The organism is Caldovatus aquaticus, from assembly GCF_019458025.1.
In the GTDB taxonomy this organism is placed as follows: Bacteria; Pseudomonadota; Alphaproteobacteria; order Acetobacterales; family Acetobacteraceae; genus Caldovatus; species Caldovatus aquaticus.
Genome location: NZ_JAHZUY010000010.1, coordinates 61,775 through 76,421 on the forward strand (window position 1 = coordinate 61,775; position 14,647 = coordinate 76,421).

Sequence of the window (14,647 nt, forward strand, 5' to 3'; positions counted from 1 at the left end):
CGCCGCCATGAGCCGAGTCTTCGACCGTCCCAGGCTGGTGCTGGCGGCGCTGCTTGTCCTTGGCGGCTGCTCGCTGAACCGCGATCCGTTCGACGCGCCGGGCACCTGGCGGCCCGCCGGGGCGAACGACCAGAACCTGCGCGCCATGGTGGCGACGCCGAGCGACCTCGAGCGCGGCGTCGGGGCGGCCACCGAGCGGGGGCAGGCGGGCGCCTACGCCGCAACCCGGCTCTTTGTTGACCGCCGCCGCCGCCTGCCGCCGCTCTCGACCCTGAGCACGGCGGCCACCGCGCCCACGGGCGGCGACGCGCCGGTCGCCGGCCCCGGCGGAGGCAGTGGTGCCGGTCGCTGACGCCATGTCGGCACGGGAGGCCGGGCCCCGGGGCGGCGCCGCCGCCGCCCCTGGTGGAGGGCGCCCGAACTTCATCGCCTTCGTCGCGGACGAGACGACCGAGACGGCGGTCCGCGCCGCCCTCGGCCAGACCATCGAGGGCCTGCAGATCCGCCGCGGCAACATCCGGACCGCGACCAAGGCTCTCGAGCGCGAGGCGACGCCGCGGGTCCTGCTGGTGGACATCGCGGGCATCGAGAACCCGATCGAGGCGCTCGACGAACTGGCCACGGTCTGCACCCCGGACGTGCGGGTGCTGGTGGTGGGCGACCGCGAGGACTATGCCTTCTACCGGCAGCTCACCCGCGACCTCGGGGTGACGGAATACGCCTGCAAGCCGATCACCCGCGACACGGTCACGAGCCTCTTCGTGCCGCACCTCGTCGGGGAGGACACGGAAGGCGCGGACCATCGCGGCGGGCGCGTCGTCGCGGTGTGCGGCGTGCGCGGCGGGGCGGGGGCGACGACCATCGCCGTGAACCTCGCCCTGCACCTGGCGCAGACCACCCGCGGGCACGTGGCGCTGCTCGACCTGCACCTGCGCGGCGGCGCCACGGCGATGATGCTCGGCGCCCGGCCCTCGGCCGGCCTCAAGCTCGCGCTCGAGGAGCCGGACCGGGTGGACACCCTGCTCCTCGACCGCATCGCCACGCCCGTGGACGACCGGGTGCGGCTGTTCGCGGCGGAAGAACCGCTCGAGGCGGAGGTGAAGGTCACCGCGGAGGGGGCGAAGCGGGTCCTGGACCTGCTGCGCCAGCGCTTCAATTATATCGTGGTGGACACGCCGATTCCGCCGGGGGCTGCGGAGCGGGTGGTGCTGGCGATGGCGCGCCAGCATGTCCTGGTCTTCGGTCCGGATGTCGCGGGCATCCGCGACGTGGTCGCGGCGCGCAAGCTCGGCGGCGGCGTCGCCGGGCGGACGCTGACGGTGCTGAACCGCGCCGGCGTGCCGGGCGGCCTCAAGCTCAAGATGGTGAGCGAGGGGCTCGGCCAGCCGCCGGACTTCATCATCCCGGACCTGCCGCGCCACCTGCCGCGCGCGGCCCATCTCGGCCGGCCGGCGCTGCACGAGAGCGCCGCCTTCCGCCGCGCCCTGGCGCCGCTGACGCAGGAGATCTCCGGCGTGTCGGCCGAGAAGTCGGGTTCGCTGCTCTCCCGCCTGTTCGGAGGAAGGAAGCGCTGATGCGTGTCTTCGGTCGCCGTGCCGAGGGCAACGGCGCCGCTCCGCCGGTGCCGGCGCGGTTCGAGGATGTCGCGCATTCCGGCCCGCCGCCCGGCGCAGAGACCGGGATGCCCGGGGTGCCGACGATCCCGCTGCCGCCGCTGCCGGACGAGCCGGCCGGCCCGGCGGCGCTGCGCCCGAACTTCGATCCGCTCATGGAAGGGCCGGTGGCACGGATCCGCGCCCAGGTGCTCGAGCGGGTGGATCCGGTCGTCGCCGCCGAGCTCCCGCCCGCGCAGTTGCGCGAGCAGCTCGAGGCGCTGATCCACGAGCTTGCCGACCGCGAGCGGATCGAGATCTCCGCGCGCGAGCAGGCGCGCATCGCCGAGGAGCTGGCCCACGACATGGTGGGCTACGGGCCGCTCGAGCCCCTGCTCCAGGACGAGAGCATCAGCGACATCATGGTGAACGGCCCGGACAACGTCTATGTCGAGCGCGCGGGCCGGCTGCAGCGGGTGAACGTGCGGTTCCGCAACGCCGCGCAGGTCGCCGCGATCGCGCAGAAGATGGCGGCGACCGTCGGGCGCCGCGTGGACGAGTCGAGCCCGCTGGTGGACTGCCGCCTGCTCGACGGCAGCCGCGTCAACGTCGTCTTCCCGCCGCTCGCGCTCGACGGGCCGATCATCTCGATCCGCAAGTTCACGAAGAAGAAGCTCGACTTCTCCGCGATGGTGGCGAACGGGAGCATGTCGCCGCAGGTCGCGCGCATCTGCGAGATCGCGGCACGCTGCCGGCTCAACATCGTCATCTCCGGGGGCACCGGATCGGGCAAGACCACGCTGCTCAACGCGCTCTCCCGCCTGATCGACCACGGCGAGCGCATCGTCACCATCGAGGACGCGGCGGAGCTGCAGCTCCAGCAGCCGCACGTGGTGCGGCTGGAGACGCGGCCGCCGAACCTCGAGGGCAAGGGCGAGGTGACGGCGCGCGATCTGGTCCGCAACGCGCTCCGCATGCGGCCCGACCGCATCATCGTCGGCGAGTGCCGCGGACCCGAGACCTTCGACATGCTCCAGGCGATGAACACGGGGCACGACGGCTCGCTCACCACGATCCACGCCAACACCACGCGCGATGCGCTGACGCGCATCGAGAACATGGTCCAGATGGGCCAGCAGAACCTGCCGGTGAAGGCGATCCGCACCCAGATCGCGAGCGCCATCGACCTCATCATCCAGATCGAGCGCATGCGCGACGGCGGCCGGCGCGTCACCGCCATCTCGGAGATCTGCGGCCTCGAGGGCGACGTGATCACGATGAACGACATCTTCGTCTTCGAGTATCTCGGCGACGACCCCTCGGGGCGCATCCGCGGGCGGTGGGTCACGCCCGGCGTGCGGCCCGGCTTCCAGGACCGGCTGGAGTACTTCGGCCTGGCGCACGCCTGGATGCAGGCCCTGGCCGAGGCGCAGTAGCCGTGGAGATCGGCGCCGGCCTGCTGTTCCTCGGCGCCCTCGCGCTGGCGCTCCTCGCCGGCGCGGTCGCGCTGTTCGGCGCCGCGAGCAATCGGCAGCTCAAGGACCGAGTCCGCACCGCCGGTGGCGTGGTCCGGGAGACCGATCTGGTCGCCGCCTCGGCCGTCCCCTCGATCCGGCTTTCCGCGCCGACCGAGAACCGGGTGCTGGCGCTGCTGATCCGGCTGGTCGGCTACAGCCCGGAAGTGCCGCAGGCCCAGATCATCCCCTGGCCTGCCGTGGTGATGGCGGGCCTGGCTACGGCGCTCGCGACCTACTGGCGGGCGCGGACCTGGGTGGGGCCTCTCGGCGCGGCCCCGCTCGGCCTGCTCGCCGGCGGGCTCGTGGTCCGCTTCATCTTCCGCTGGCAGCACCGCCGCTACCGGGACGCGCTGTTCGGGCAGATCCCGGACGCGCTCGGCCTGATCATCCGCGCGATCCGGGCGGGGCTGCCGATGGGCGAGGCGCTGCGCTCGGTCAGCCGCGAGATGCCGCCGCCGACCAAGGAGGAGTTCGCGCGCGTCGTCGGCGAGATCGCCATCGGCCGCCCGATCGACCAGGCCATCTGGCGGGTCTATGAACGTTCGGGCATCACCGAATTCGCCTTCCTCTCGGTGACGCTCGGGCTGCAGAGCCAGACCGGCGGCAGCCTGGCGGAGACGCTCGAGAACCTCGCCGACCTCGTGCGCAAGCGCGTGGCGATGGCGCAGCGGGCGAGCGCCCTGGCGGCCGAGGCGAAGACCTCGGCGCTCATCCTGGTCGCGCTGCCCTTCATCTGCGTCTTCGCCATGACGCTCATCCGCCCGAACCATCTCTCGACCTTCTTCACCACCCAGGCCGGCTTCAACATGATGGTGGCGGGGCTGACGCTGATGGGGTTCGGCATCCTCACCATCCGCTGGCTGATCCGCAACGCGCAGGAGGGTTGAGGCGTGGGCGCCGCGCACTCCCTGCTCGATCCGCAGACCCTGGCGCTCGCGATCGCGGCCGGCCTGGCGGCGCTGGCGCTGGGAAGCCTCGCCGCGATCCTCCTGGCGCGCGCCGCGGAGGACCGCGACATCACGTCGCGCGTGCGCAGCGTGGTGCGGCCGGCCGACCGCGGCGCGCAGGCCCAGGCGGCGGCGAACGTCGTCGTCGACCTCCTGGCCGCGCCGTTCCAGAAGCTCGGCGAATCGCTGCGCGCCTCCTCCTTCATCTCGGAGAAGGACCTGGCCCAGCTCGAGCGCGCGGTCGCCGCGCTCGGGATCGACCCCCGCCGGGCCGTGCCGACCTTCGTCGGCATCAAGGCGGTGACGCTCGTGGTCTTCCCGCTCGCCGCCTATCTCTACGCCTCGCAAAGTGGCCACAGCCTGCGCATGACCGGCCTGCTGACGCTGGCCGGGCTGGTCGCCGGGATCTTCGGGCCGAATTGGGCCGTCGGTTTCCTGCGCCGCCCCTTCCAGAAGAAGCTGCAGCGCGGCCTGCCGGATGCGCTGGACCTGCTCGTGGTCTGCGCCGAGGCCGGGCTCGGGATGGAAACCGCGATCGAGCGCGTGGCGCGCGAAATGCAAGGCACCAACACGCCGATCGCGCTGGAATTCACGATCCTCCTGAACGAGCTGCGGATGCTGCCCGACCGGCGCCAGGCGCTGGAGCGCTTCGCCGAGCGGAGCGGCATCGAGGGCTTCCGCCGGCTGGGCTCGACGCTCGCCCAGACCATGCGCTACGGCACGCCGCTCGGCCAGACGCTGCGGGTGCTCGCCGCGGAGATGCGCCAGGAGCGCATGCTCAAGATGGAGGAGAAGGCGATCCGCCTGCCCGCGCTTCTGGTATTGCCGCTGATCCTGTTCATCATGCCGAGCCTGTTCATCGCGCTCGTCGGGCCTTCCGTCCTCACCATCATGGAAACCCTTGGCAATCTCGGCGGGCGGTTCTGACTCTCGCCCGGGCACGCCGCCTGCCTCGCAGCAGCGGATTTCACATGCGCGACATGCATTTCCGGCAGACCCCTCCGCTCCGCTCCCGCCCCGCACTCCGGCTCGCTGCCGTCGCGGCGCTGCTGGCCACCACCGCCTGCTCGGCCCTGCCGCGGAGCGCGGAGGAGGGCTTCCGCAATCCGGCCTCCGCCTCGCGGCTGCGCGTCGCCGCCGCGGCGGAGGAGTCGGGGCAGCTCGATATCGCGCTCTCGATGTACGCTGCCGCGGCCGCCGCCGCGCCGGACGATACCGAGGTGCAGGCGCGCTACGCCGGCCTGCTGCTGCGGGTCGGCCAGCCGCAGCAGGCCGACCTGGTGCTGAGCCGCGCGCTGGAGCGCCGGCCGGACGACATCTCCCTCCTGCTGGCCCGCGGGCGGCTCCGTCTCGCCACCGGCGCGGCCCAGGAAGCGATCGGCCTGTTCGACCGCGTCCTCGCCCGGGATCCCGCCAATACGGCGGCACTCAACGGGCGCGGCGTCGCCCTCTACCAGCTCGGCTACGCCCGGCAGGCCGAGGAGGTGTTCCGCGGCGTGCTGGCCTCGGCCCCGGACAACATCGCGGCCGCCAACAACCTGGGCACGCTGCTCTATCTCGAGGGCCGGCCGGCGGAGGCCGTGTCGGTGCTCTCGAGCGTCGCGGCACGCGCGGGCGCGCCGGCCCGGGCCGTGACCAATCTGGGCATCGCCCAGGCCGCGGCGGGGGATCGCGGCGCCGCCCAGGCGACGCTCGCCGGACGGATCTCGGCCGAGGACCTGGACAGCCTCGCCGCCACCATCGGCAGGGTGCCGGAGGACCGCCGCGCTCCGGCCGGCGGTGGGGGGAGTGCGGGGCGGGGCGATCCGGGCGGGGTGCTGCCGGCCACCGCCCCCGCGCCGGCCGCGCCGTCCCCGGAGGCGCCGCGACCCGCCGCATCGCCGGCGGCGGCGCTTCCCGCGGCCTCCGCGCCGGCGGCCGGCGACGCCGGATCGCCGGTGACGGCGGCGGCCGGGCCCGAAGCGGCGCCGAACGCCGCCGTGGCACCGGCTCCGGACGACGCGCAGGCCCTGGCGGCGCCGTCTTCCCCGCAGGGGCCCCGGACCCGGGTCCAGCTCGCCTCGATGCCGACGGAGGCGGCGGCGCGCGAGGAATGGCGGCGCCTGAGCCGCGAATTCCCCGACCTCTTCGGATCGCGCCAGCCGGTCATCCTCCGCATCGGGCGCGAGGGCGGCGGCGAAGTCTGGCGGCTGCGGACCGAGGGCTTCGCCGATCCCGCCGAAGCGCGGGAGTTCTGCGCCCGCCTGCGCGCCGCCGGCCGCGCCTGCCTGCCGGTGCGCGGCTGATCGTCTGCCGGCGCGGGCGCCGGTCTCGCCCGGCCGGGCCGCGCGAGGCGCCTCAGGGCCTCGCAGGATGCGCCGGCCTGCCCCCTCCCGCGCCGGGCCGCCCGCTCACGCTGGCCCGAGGGCGTCGCCGGGCACCGCACGCGGTTGCTGCGCTCCTGGCCGGGGCTGGCCGTCCCGGGACGCCGGGGCAGGACCGGCGCTGCGCGTCCCGGGGAAGGCGGGTGGCGGCGCGCGGCTTCGCCGTCGGTGCGCCCCCGCCGGGGGCGGACGCGAGGGGGACGGACGTCGCTCCCGCCCTGCAGGCCGGCCGGCTCGCGGCCGCGTCAGCGCCGGGCTGCGGCGATCAGCGCCTTCATTCGGCGGACCGCCGCCGGCAGGCCCTCGAACACGCTCTGCCCGATCAGGAAGTGGCCGATGCTGACTTCCGAGATCTGCGGGATGGCGGCGATCGCGCCGATGCTGTCGTAGCCGAGGCCGTGGCCCGCGTGGCAGTGCAGGCCGGCGGCGCGCGCCGCCTCCGCGCCGGCACGCAGCCGCGCGAGGTGCGGTGCGCGCTCCGCTACCGGCGCCTCGGCGTAGGGGCCGGTGTGCAGCTCGACGCAGGCCGCGCCGATGCGCGCCGCCGCCTCGATCTGCGCCGGATCGGCCTCGACGAAGATCGAGACGCGGATGCCGGCGCCGGCGAGGCGCTTCACCGCCTCGGCCAGCGCCGGGCCGGCGCGCAGCACGTCGAGGCCGCCTTCGGTGGTGAGCTCCTGCCGCCTTTCCGGCACCAGGCAGCAGGCGGGCGGCCGCAGCCGGGTGGCGATGCCGACCATCTCCTCGGTCGCCGCCATCTCGAGATTCAGCGGCGCCGGGATCTCGGCGCGGAGGCGCTCCACGTCGCGGTCGCGGATGTGGCGGCGGTCCTCGCGCAGATGCACGGTGATGCCGTCGGCGCCGGCCGCGACCGCGGCACGGGCGGCGTCCACCGGATCGGGAAAGGCGCCGCCGCGGGCGTTCCGCAGCGTGGCCACGTGATCCACGTTGACCGAGAGCAGCAGGGGCGGAAGCGCGGCGGTCACGGCGCGAGACTCCGCTGGCGCGCGATCGCGGCCGCCATGCGCAGCGCCGCGATCAGGCTGGAGGGGTCGGCCCGCCCCTGGCCCGCGATGTCGAGCGCGGTGCCGTGATCGGGGCTGGTGCGCACGATCGAGAGGCCGAGCGTGACGTTCACCCCGCCCGCCATGTCGAGCGTCTTGACCGGGATCAGCGCCTGGTCGTGGTAGAGGCAGATCGCCGCGTCGTAGGTGGGGCGGGCGAGCGGCGTGAACAGCGTGTCGGGCGGCAGCGGGCCGCGCGCCGCGATCCCCTTGGCCTGCAACGCGGCGACGGCCGGGGCGACGATGGCGCGGTCCTCGGTGCCGAGCGTCCCGTCCTCGCCCGCGTGCGGGTTCAGGCCGGCGACCGCGAGGCGCGGCGCGGCGATGCCGAAGTCGCGGCGCAGCGCCTCGGCGGTGACGAGGGCGTGCCGGACGATCAGCGCCGGGGTCAGGCGGGCGATGGCGCGGGCGAGCGGCTCGTGCCCGGTGACCGGCACCGTGCGCAGCTCCGCGCAGGCGAGCATCATCACCGGCGGACCGCCGCCGGGGGTGCCGGCGATCTCGCCGAGATATTCGGTGTGGCCGGGATGGCGGAACCCGGCGGCGTAGAGCGTCGCCTTCTGGATCGGGTTGGTCACCACGCCGGCGACGCGGCCGGCCTTGGCGAGCGCCACCGCCTCGTCAATGGCGCCGATCACCGCGGGCGCGTTGGCGGGATCCGGCCGGCCGGGAACGACCGGAGCGGGGAGGGGGCGGTGCAGCACCGGCAGCGCATGGGGGAAGACGGCGAGCGCCTGCTCGGCGGCAGCGACCGGCACGACCGGCACGCCGGCGATCTGTGTCGCGTCGCCGAGGAAGACGAAGGCCGGGCCGGTCGTGCGCAGCGCCGCCCACGCGCCGGCGGCGATCTCGGCCCCGATCCCGGCGGGCTCGCCCATGGTCAGCGCGAGGGGGGGAAGCGGCGGCATGGGGGCGGGGTCTAGCGCAGGCCGCGCCTCCGCTCCAGCGGCCGGCCCGCCTCTGCCGCCGCGGAGGGGCAGGCCGGCCGCGGCGCGCACCGCCGCTCCGCGGGCCGCGACGAGGCGGCGCCGCGCAGGCGTGCCTGTCCGGCGCCTCCTCCGGCCGGCCGCAGCGAGCACCTTGCCCCGCCGCGGTCCGCCGCCGACACGAGCGGCTCCTCGGACCCGGCGGCCAGCGCGACGGCGCCGGCGCGTCCGCCCCCGGGCGACCGCCCTCGGACAGGGCGTCGCCCGGCGCCCGGACGCCGCGGGCGCGCGCCTGGACCCGCGGTGACGGCCCCGCCGTGATACCGTTCATGCCGGCTCGTGCCTCCGCCGGTGCCCGCGCCGTCAACGATCGGCCCGGGCGGCGGCGCGACCGGAGGCAGGGGGCGCGCCGGCCCCTGGCGGCGGCGTGGTCTGGACCCCGGCCTTGATGCGCCGCAAGGCGCGACGCGGGGGGCAGGGTAGGGATGGGCCCATGCTCGCGGACTGCCTGCACGATCTGACCCTGCTCGGCCCTGGCGGCGTGCCGGCGCTGATCGGGGCGCTGTTCCTTGCCGGGCTTGCGGGCGGCCTGACGCATTGCGCCGGGATGTGCGCGCCCTTCGTGCTCGCCCAGGCTGCCGCGACGGCGGACCGCGCGGCCGCGGGCGGGATGCTGCGCCGGCTCGCGGGCGCGGCGCTGGTCCCCTACCACGCGGGGCGGATGCTGGGCTACGCCGCGCTCGGCGCGCTGGCGGGCGGGGCGGCCGGGCTGGCGACGCAGGCGAGCGGGCTGCGCCTGCTGCTGGCCGCGCTGCTCGCGGTCGCGGCGCTGCTGATGCTCGGCCAGGCCTCGGCGCGGCTTTCGGCCTGGTGGCCGCGCCTGCCGGCGCCGCGCCTGCCGGCGGGAATCGAGCGGCGGATCGCGGCGCTGCTGGCCGCCCCGACGGGATGGCGCGGCGTCGCGCTTGGCCTCCTGCTCTCCGCGCTGCCCTGCGGGCTGCTCTACGGCGCGCTGGCCGGGGCGGCGGCCGCCGGCAGCGCGCTGGGCGGCGCACTGGGCATGGCGGCCTTCGTGCTCGGCACGGTGCCGGCCCTCGCCGCCGTCGCTCTGCTCGGCCGGCTGTTCGGGCGGCGCGGGGGGGCGGCGCTGCGCCTGGCCGCCACGGCGCTGTTCGCGCTCAACGGCGTGGTGCTGGCGGCGCTGGCGGCGCGGCTGGCGGCCGCGGCGTAGCGCCCTGCCCTGTCACGGCTGCAGCCGCACCCCGGTCCGCTCGACGATGACGCGGTGCTTCTCCAGCTCGCGCACCATGAAGGCACGCGCCTCGGCGAGGCCGTTCGGCCCGCGCCAGGGGTTGAGCCCGGAGCCGAGCATGCGCTCGCGCAGCGGCTCCTCGGCGAGGGCGGCGTTGAGCGCGCTGTTGATCGTCTCCGCGATCGGCTCCGGCATGCCGGCGGGACCGAGCAGCACGTACCAGCCGCCGATGTCGAAGCCGGGGACGCCGCTCTCCATCAGGGTCGGGATGTCGGGGTAGAGCGGGAAGCGCTCGGCGCCGGTGACGGCGATCGGGCGCACCATGCCGTCGCGCACCATGGCGAAGGCGGAGGCGATGGCGGCGATGCCGAACTGCGTCTCGCCGGTGTGGATGGACTGCAGCATCAGCCCGCCGCTGCGGTACGGCACGTGCACGAAGCGCGTGCCGAGCTCCTGCCCCAGCATCTCGGTCGCCAGGTGCAGCACGCCGCCGAAGCCGGAGGTGGCGTAGTTCAGCGTGCCGGGCGGCGCGGTGCGCAGGTGGGCGATCGCCTCCGGCGCGGTGCGGGCCGGGAAGGCGTTGTTGACGACGAGCAGCAGCGGCCCGGTGCTGAGCACGCCGAGATGGGTGAAGTCCGTCACCGGATGGTAGCGCGTGCCGCCGATCAGGGCATTGGGGGCGATGGCGTGGGAGCCGCTCTCGGCCACCATCAGGACGTGCCCGTCCGCGGGCTGGCGGCGCAGCCATTCGCTGGCGATGGTGCCGGCGGCGCCGGGCCGGTTCTCCACCACGATGCGCGCGCCGCCGCCGATATGCGCGGCGAGCCGGTCCGCCAGCAGGCGGGCGAGGATGTCGGTGGAGCCGCCCGGCGAATAGCCGGTGACGAGGACGATCGGCTTGTCGGGGAAGGCGCCGGCCCCCTGGCCCGACGCGAGCAGCGCCCCCGTGGCGAGGGCAAGCGGCATGAATTGTCGGCGGCGCATGGCGGCGGCTCGTCCTCCCTGGACTCGAGGCGGCTCCCTTGCGGAGCGTCGCGGAAGAGGTGCACCGGCCGCCGCCCGGAGGGAAGGGGCGCCGCGCCGGTCGGCCGCGGCGCCGTCCGGCCCTCAGCCGCGGCGCGGCGGCGTGCCGTCCTCGCCGAGGTCCCACCACAGCCCGGCGAAGGCGGCGATGCCCTCGCGCGCCGGGGCGATCAGCAGGTGCTCGTCGGGGCCGTGCTGCTTGCAGCCGTTGTAGCTGTGCGGCACCCAGACCAGCGGCACGCCGAGATGCTCGACGAACACGTCGCCCGGGAGCCCGCCCGAGGCGTTGGGGATGATCTGCACGCGCTTGCCGAGCGTGCGCTGCATGCTCGCCTGCGCCCAGCGCACCCAGGGGTGGTCGGGATCGGTGCGGCTGGCCGCCATGCGGATGCCGGCGTTCTCGATCCGCACCATCGGGAAGCCCTGCGCGTCGAGATGGGCGCGCAGCGCCGGGACGAAGCCCGCCGGGTCGCTGTCCACGGTGTAGCGGATCTGGCAGTGCGCGCGCGCCTCGGGCGCCACGGCGTTGACCGGGCTTTCCGGACGGCCGGAGACCATGGCGAGGACGATGAAGGAGTTCCAGCCGTAGATCTTCTCGGCCGGCGTCAGGCCCGGCTCACCCCAGCCGGGATCAATGGTCGCCGCCTCGCCGCCGCCGCCGACCGGGCAGCCCTTCAGCACCGCCTTCACCGCCGGCGGCACGCCGCCCGCGGGCAGCCAGCCGCGCACCAGGATCCGCCCGTGGCGGTCCATGAGGCAGCCGAGCGCGTGCGCGAGCACGATCGCGGGGTCGGTGGTCAGGCCGCCCCAGTGGCCGGAATGGACGCCGCCCTCGCGTAGCTTGACGACCAGGTCGAAGTGGAAGCTGCCGCGGGTGCCGGTGGCGATGGTCGGCACCTCGGGCTCGACGCGCGGGCCGTCGGAGGCGATGAGCACGTCGGCGGCCAGCTCCTTCGCGTGCGCGGCGACGAATTCGCGCAGGCCCCTGGAGCCGCGCTCCTCCGCCATCTCGAGCACGATCTTGACGTTGCAGCCGAGCCTGCCGCCGCGCTCGGCCAGCACCGCCTCGAGCGCGGCGAGGTTCAGCGCGTGCTGGCCCTTGTTGTCGGCGGTGCCGCGGCCGTACCAGCGGTCGCCCTCCTCGACCAGCGTCCATGGCCTCAGGCCTGCGCGCCACTGGTCGTCGAGGCCACGCACCGTGTCGCCATGCCCGTAGAGCAGGACGGTCGGGCGCGCCGGGTCCTCGAGGCGCTCGGCGGTCAGGATCGGGCCGAAGCCTTCGATCGGATTGGGGTGGATCGTCGCGCGGAAGCCGAGGCGCTCCACCCAGGGGCGGATGGCGCCGTCGAGGTAGCGATGGAGCTCGGCCTCGCGCCCCTCCTCCTGCGCGGTCGAGGGGATGGCGACGAGTCCGGCGAGCAGGTCCCTGAAGCCGGAGCCCTGAGCGCCGTCGCCGTCGAAGAAGCGCCTGGCGCGCGCGATCGCGCCCTCGCGGCTCGCCATCTCGGTCCTCGCCCCCTCCGCCGTGGCGCGGGGAGGATGGCCAGTCGGGCGGCGGTCGTCCAGGCCCGCGCGGCGCGCGCGCCTCGGCCCGCGGCGGCGGCGCGTCCTCACCGCGTGCGCGCGGGCGCCGTGGTCCCCCCGCCGCGTCCGGGGGCGCCGTTGCCGAGCGTCGCCGCCAGGGCGGCCGCCGCGGCGAACGGCAGCAGCGCCTGGCCGGTGGTCATGCCGGAGGTCAGCTCGTCATAGGCGGGCTCGAACAGCCAGGAGGGCGCCCGTCCGCCCGGCATGCCGCCCGGCGGCGCGACCGGCGCCGGACGGGGCGCGAGGCGCGGCTGGGGCGCGCCGCGCGCCGCGATCACGACCTGCGCCTCCGCCGGCACGACCACGGTCCCGAGCTGCTGCGCGGCCGTCGCGCCGGGGAGGAGCAGCGCCAGGGCAGGGGCGACGAGGAGGATTCGGGCCTTCATCACGGCGCCGTGATGAAAACCCGGAAGCGGCGCCGGATGCAAGCGGCGATTGCGCCCCGCTCGGCCGCCGCTACTCGAAGTCGGGCTGGCGCTCCGGCACTGCCGCGGCGAAGGCGGGCAGGGTGAGGCAGGCGGCCTCCGCCGCGAGCAGACGCGGCAGGGGCGCGAGGTCCACTCCGAAGCGTCGGGCGTTGAACAGCTGCGGCACGAGGCAGATGTCGGCGAGGCCGGGCCGGTCGCCGAAGCAGAACGGGCCGGTGCGCTCGCCCTGCAGCAGCGCCTGGCAGGCGGCGAGGCCCTCGGCGATCACCGCGCGCGCCCAGGCGTTCACCTGCTCCTCGCCGTGGCCGAGCGCGCGCAGGCGGTTCAGCACCCTGAGGTTCTGCAGCGGATGGATGTCCGCGGCGATCGCCAGGGCGAAGGCGCGCACCCGCGCACGCCCCACCGGGTCGCGCGGCAGCAGCGGCGGATCGGGATGGGTCTCCTCGAGGTATTCGCAGATCGCCAGCGACTGGGTGAGCACGCTGCCGTCGTCGAGCTCGAGCGCCGGCACCAGGCCCTGGGGATTGAGGCGCAGGAACGCCTCGGAGCGCTGCTCGCCGCGGCGGAGATGGACCGTGGCCGGCTCGGCGGAGAGCCCCTTCAGCGCCAGCGCGATGCGGACCCGCCAGGCGGCGGTGGAGCGGTAGTAGCCGTGCAGTCGCATCGCGCGTTCTCCATGCTCCGCTTTCGTGCAGCGGCGGCGATTACGCGCGCACGGCGATGCGCCGTCAACGCCGGCCCAGCATGTGGCGTGTGATGATCACCCGCATGATCTCGTTCGTGCCTTCTAAGATGCGATGGACACGCAGGTCGCGAACCGTCTTCTCGATCCGATAATCGGCCAGGTAGCCATAGCCGCCCAGGAGTTGCAGAGCCTCGTCGGCCACACGCCAGCCGACGTCGGTGGCGAAGCGCTTGGCCATGGCGCAGTAGGCGGTCGCGTCCGGGGCCCCCGAATCGAGCCGGGCGCAGGCGCGCCAGAGCAGGCTGCGCGCCGCCTCCAGCTCGGTCGCCATGTCGGCGAGGCGGAACTGCGTCGCCTGGAAGTCGGCGACGGCGCGGCCGAAGGCGCGGCGCTCCTGCACATAGGCCAGCGCGCGGTCGAGCGCGTCCTGGGCGCCGCCGAGCGAGCAGGCGGCGATGTTCAGCCGCCCGCCGTCGAGCCCGGCCATGGCGATGCGGAAGCCGCGGCCCTCCTCGCCGAGCACCGCCCCCTCCGCCGGCAGCCGCGCGTCCTGGAAGACCACCTGGCGCGTCGGCTGGGCGTTCCAGCCCATCTTTTTCTCCGGCGCGCCGAAGGAGAGGCCGGGCGTCTCCTTCGGCACCAGCAGGCAGGAGATGCCGTCCGGCCCGGGGCCGCCGGTGCGCGCCATGACAGCGTAGAGGTCGGCGGCGCCGGCGCCGGAGATGAACTGCTTGGCGCCGTTCAGCACGTAGTGCCCGCCCTCGCGCGCCGCGCGGGTGGAGAGCGCCGCGGCGTCGGAGCCCGCGCCCGGCTCGGTCAGGCAGTAGGCGGCGATCGCCTCCATGGTGACGAGCCTCGGCAGCCAGCGCGCGCGCTGCGCCTCGGTGCCGAAGCGGTCGATCATCCAGGCGACCATGTTGTGGATCGAGAGGAAGGCGCTGACGGTCGGGCAGCCCTGCGCCAGCGCCTCGAACACCACCGCGGCGTCGAGGCGCGTCAGGCCGGCGCCGCCCGACTCCTCGCGCACGTAGAGCGCGGCCATGCCGAGCCCGGCCGCCTGGCGCAGTTCGGCGAGGGGGAAGTGCTTGCGCTCGTCCCATTCCTGCGCCCTGGGGGCGAGCACCTCGCGGGCGAAGGCGAGCGCGGTCTCGCGCAGCGCGCGGGTGCTCTCGGGCAGGTCGAAGCTGGCGCTGGTGTCGGGCGGCATCGCTTGGGTCTCCCGGGCGCCGGTATCGGCCGGCGGCGGCCGCGCGTCCAGGGCCGTGC

The 14,647-nt window shown here is 75.4% G+C and carries 14 protein-coding genes; 7 read left to right on the forward strand and 7 right to left on the reverse strand.

The genetic code is table 11. From position 1 onward, the window contains the following. Nucleotides 1-7: 7 nt before the first annotated feature. From K1J50_RS06235 to K1J50_RS06260, 6 genes are read left to right on the forward strand one after another with little or no spacing between them, the layout of a single operon-like run. Nucleotides 8-352, forward strand: a complete 345-nt coding sequence (locus K1J50_RS06235; RefSeq protein WP_220116785.1) for a hypothetical protein — start codon at nucleotides 8-10, stop codon at nucleotides 350-352. Next, entirely contained in the window at nucleotides 339-1,574 is a 1,236-nt protein-coding gene (locus K1J50_RS06240; RefSeq protein ID WP_220116787.1) for an AAA family ATPase, read from the forward strand. Before K1J50_RS06235 ends, K1J50_RS06240 begins: the two co-directional genes overlap by 14 nt. Then, entirely contained in the window at nucleotides 1,574-3,028 is a 1,455-nt protein-coding gene (locus tag K1J50_RS06245) for a CpaF family protein (RefSeq protein ID WP_255574988.1), read from the forward strand. Before K1J50_RS06240 ends, K1J50_RS06245 begins: the two co-directional genes overlap by 1 nt. A gap of 2 nt (nucleotides 3,029-3,030) precedes the next feature. Further along, nucleotides 3,031-3,996, forward strand: coding sequence for a type II secretion system F family protein (locus K1J50_RS06250; RefSeq protein WP_220116789.1), 966 nt, complete (start codon nucleotides 3,031-3,033; stop codon nucleotides 3,994-3,996). Between the two features lie 3 nt (nucleotides 3,997-3,999). Continuing rightward, nucleotides 4,000-4,983, forward strand: coding sequence for a type II secretion system F family protein (locus K1J50_RS19545; protein ID WP_220116791.1), 984 nt, complete (start codon nucleotides 4,000-4,002; stop codon nucleotides 4,981-4,983). Between the two features lie 44 nt (nucleotides 4,984-5,027). Further along, a complete protein-coding gene (locus K1J50_RS06260) occupies nucleotides 5,028-6,341 on the forward strand; it encodes an SPOR domain-containing protein (RefSeq protein WP_220116792.1) in 1,314 nt (437 codons plus the stop codon). 323 nt (nucleotides 6,342-6,664) lie between these two features. Here the strand turns inward: K1J50_RS06260 and K1J50_RS06265 are convergent, their stop codons facing one another. Together K1J50_RS06265 and pdxA are read right to left on the reverse strand one after the other, a co-directional pair. Further along, nucleotides 6,665-7,405, reverse strand: a complete 741-nt coding sequence (locus tag K1J50_RS06265; RefSeq protein WP_220116793.1) for a pyridoxine 5'-phosphate synthase — start codon at nucleotides 7,403-7,405, stop codon at nucleotides 6,665-6,667. Further along, complete coding sequence (gene pdxA, locus K1J50_RS06270) at nucleotides 7,402-8,391, reverse strand: 4-hydroxythreonine-4-phosphate dehydrogenase PdxA (RefSeq protein WP_220116794.1); 990 nt, start codon at nucleotides 8,389-8,391, stop codon at nucleotides 7,402-7,404. The genes K1J50_RS06265 and pdxA overlap by 4 nt, the downstream gene beginning before the upstream one ends. 511 nt (nucleotides 8,392-8,902) lie before the next feature. On the opposite strand from pdxA, the gene K1J50_RS06275 reads away from it, so the two are divergent. Next, nucleotides 8,903-9,640 carry an urease accessory protein UreH domain-containing protein gene (locus K1J50_RS06275; protein WP_220116796.1) on the forward strand — a complete coding sequence of 246 codons (738 nt, stop codon included), beginning with the start codon at nucleotides 8,903-8,905 and terminating at the stop codon, nucleotides 9,638-9,640. A 12-nt stretch (nucleotides 9,641-9,652) separates the two neighbouring features. Here K1J50_RS06275 and K1J50_RS06280 read toward each other — a convergent pair whose 3' ends face one another. The 5 genes from K1J50_RS06280 to K1J50_RS06300 form a co-directional block, all read right to left on the reverse strand. Then, the gene (locus K1J50_RS06280; RefSeq protein ID WP_220116798.1) at nucleotides 9,653-10,645 is read right to left on the reverse strand and encodes a Bug family tripartite tricarboxylate transporter substrate binding protein; all 993 of its coding nucleotides are present in this window, start codon (nucleotides 10,643-10,645) and stop codon (nucleotides 9,653-9,655) included. Nucleotides 10,646-10,768: 123 nt separating this feature from the next. Then, nucleotides 10,769-12,187, reverse strand: a complete 1,419-nt coding sequence (locus tag K1J50_RS06285; protein WP_220116800.1) for a M20 family metallopeptidase — start codon at nucleotides 12,185-12,187, stop codon at nucleotides 10,769-10,771. 107 nt (nucleotides 12,188-12,294) lie between these two features. After that, nucleotides 12,295-12,654, reverse strand: coding sequence for a hypothetical protein (locus tag K1J50_RS06290; RefSeq protein WP_220116805.1), 360 nt, complete (start codon nucleotides 12,652-12,654; stop codon nucleotides 12,295-12,297). A gap of 70 nt (nucleotides 12,655-12,724) precedes the next feature. Next, nucleotides 12,725-13,360, reverse strand: a complete 636-nt coding sequence (gene maiA, locus K1J50_RS06295) for a maleylacetoacetate isomerase (protein ID WP_220116806.1) — start codon at nucleotides 13,358-13,360, stop codon at nucleotides 12,725-12,727. 64 nt (nucleotides 13,361-13,424) lie between these two features. Continuing rightward, the gene (locus tag K1J50_RS06300) at nucleotides 13,425-14,588 is read right to left on the reverse strand and encodes an acyl-CoA dehydrogenase family protein (protein ID WP_220116808.1); all 1,164 of its coding nucleotides are present in this window, start codon (nucleotides 14,586-14,588) and stop codon (nucleotides 13,425-13,427) included. Nucleotides 14,589-14,647: the final 59 nt, after the last annotated feature.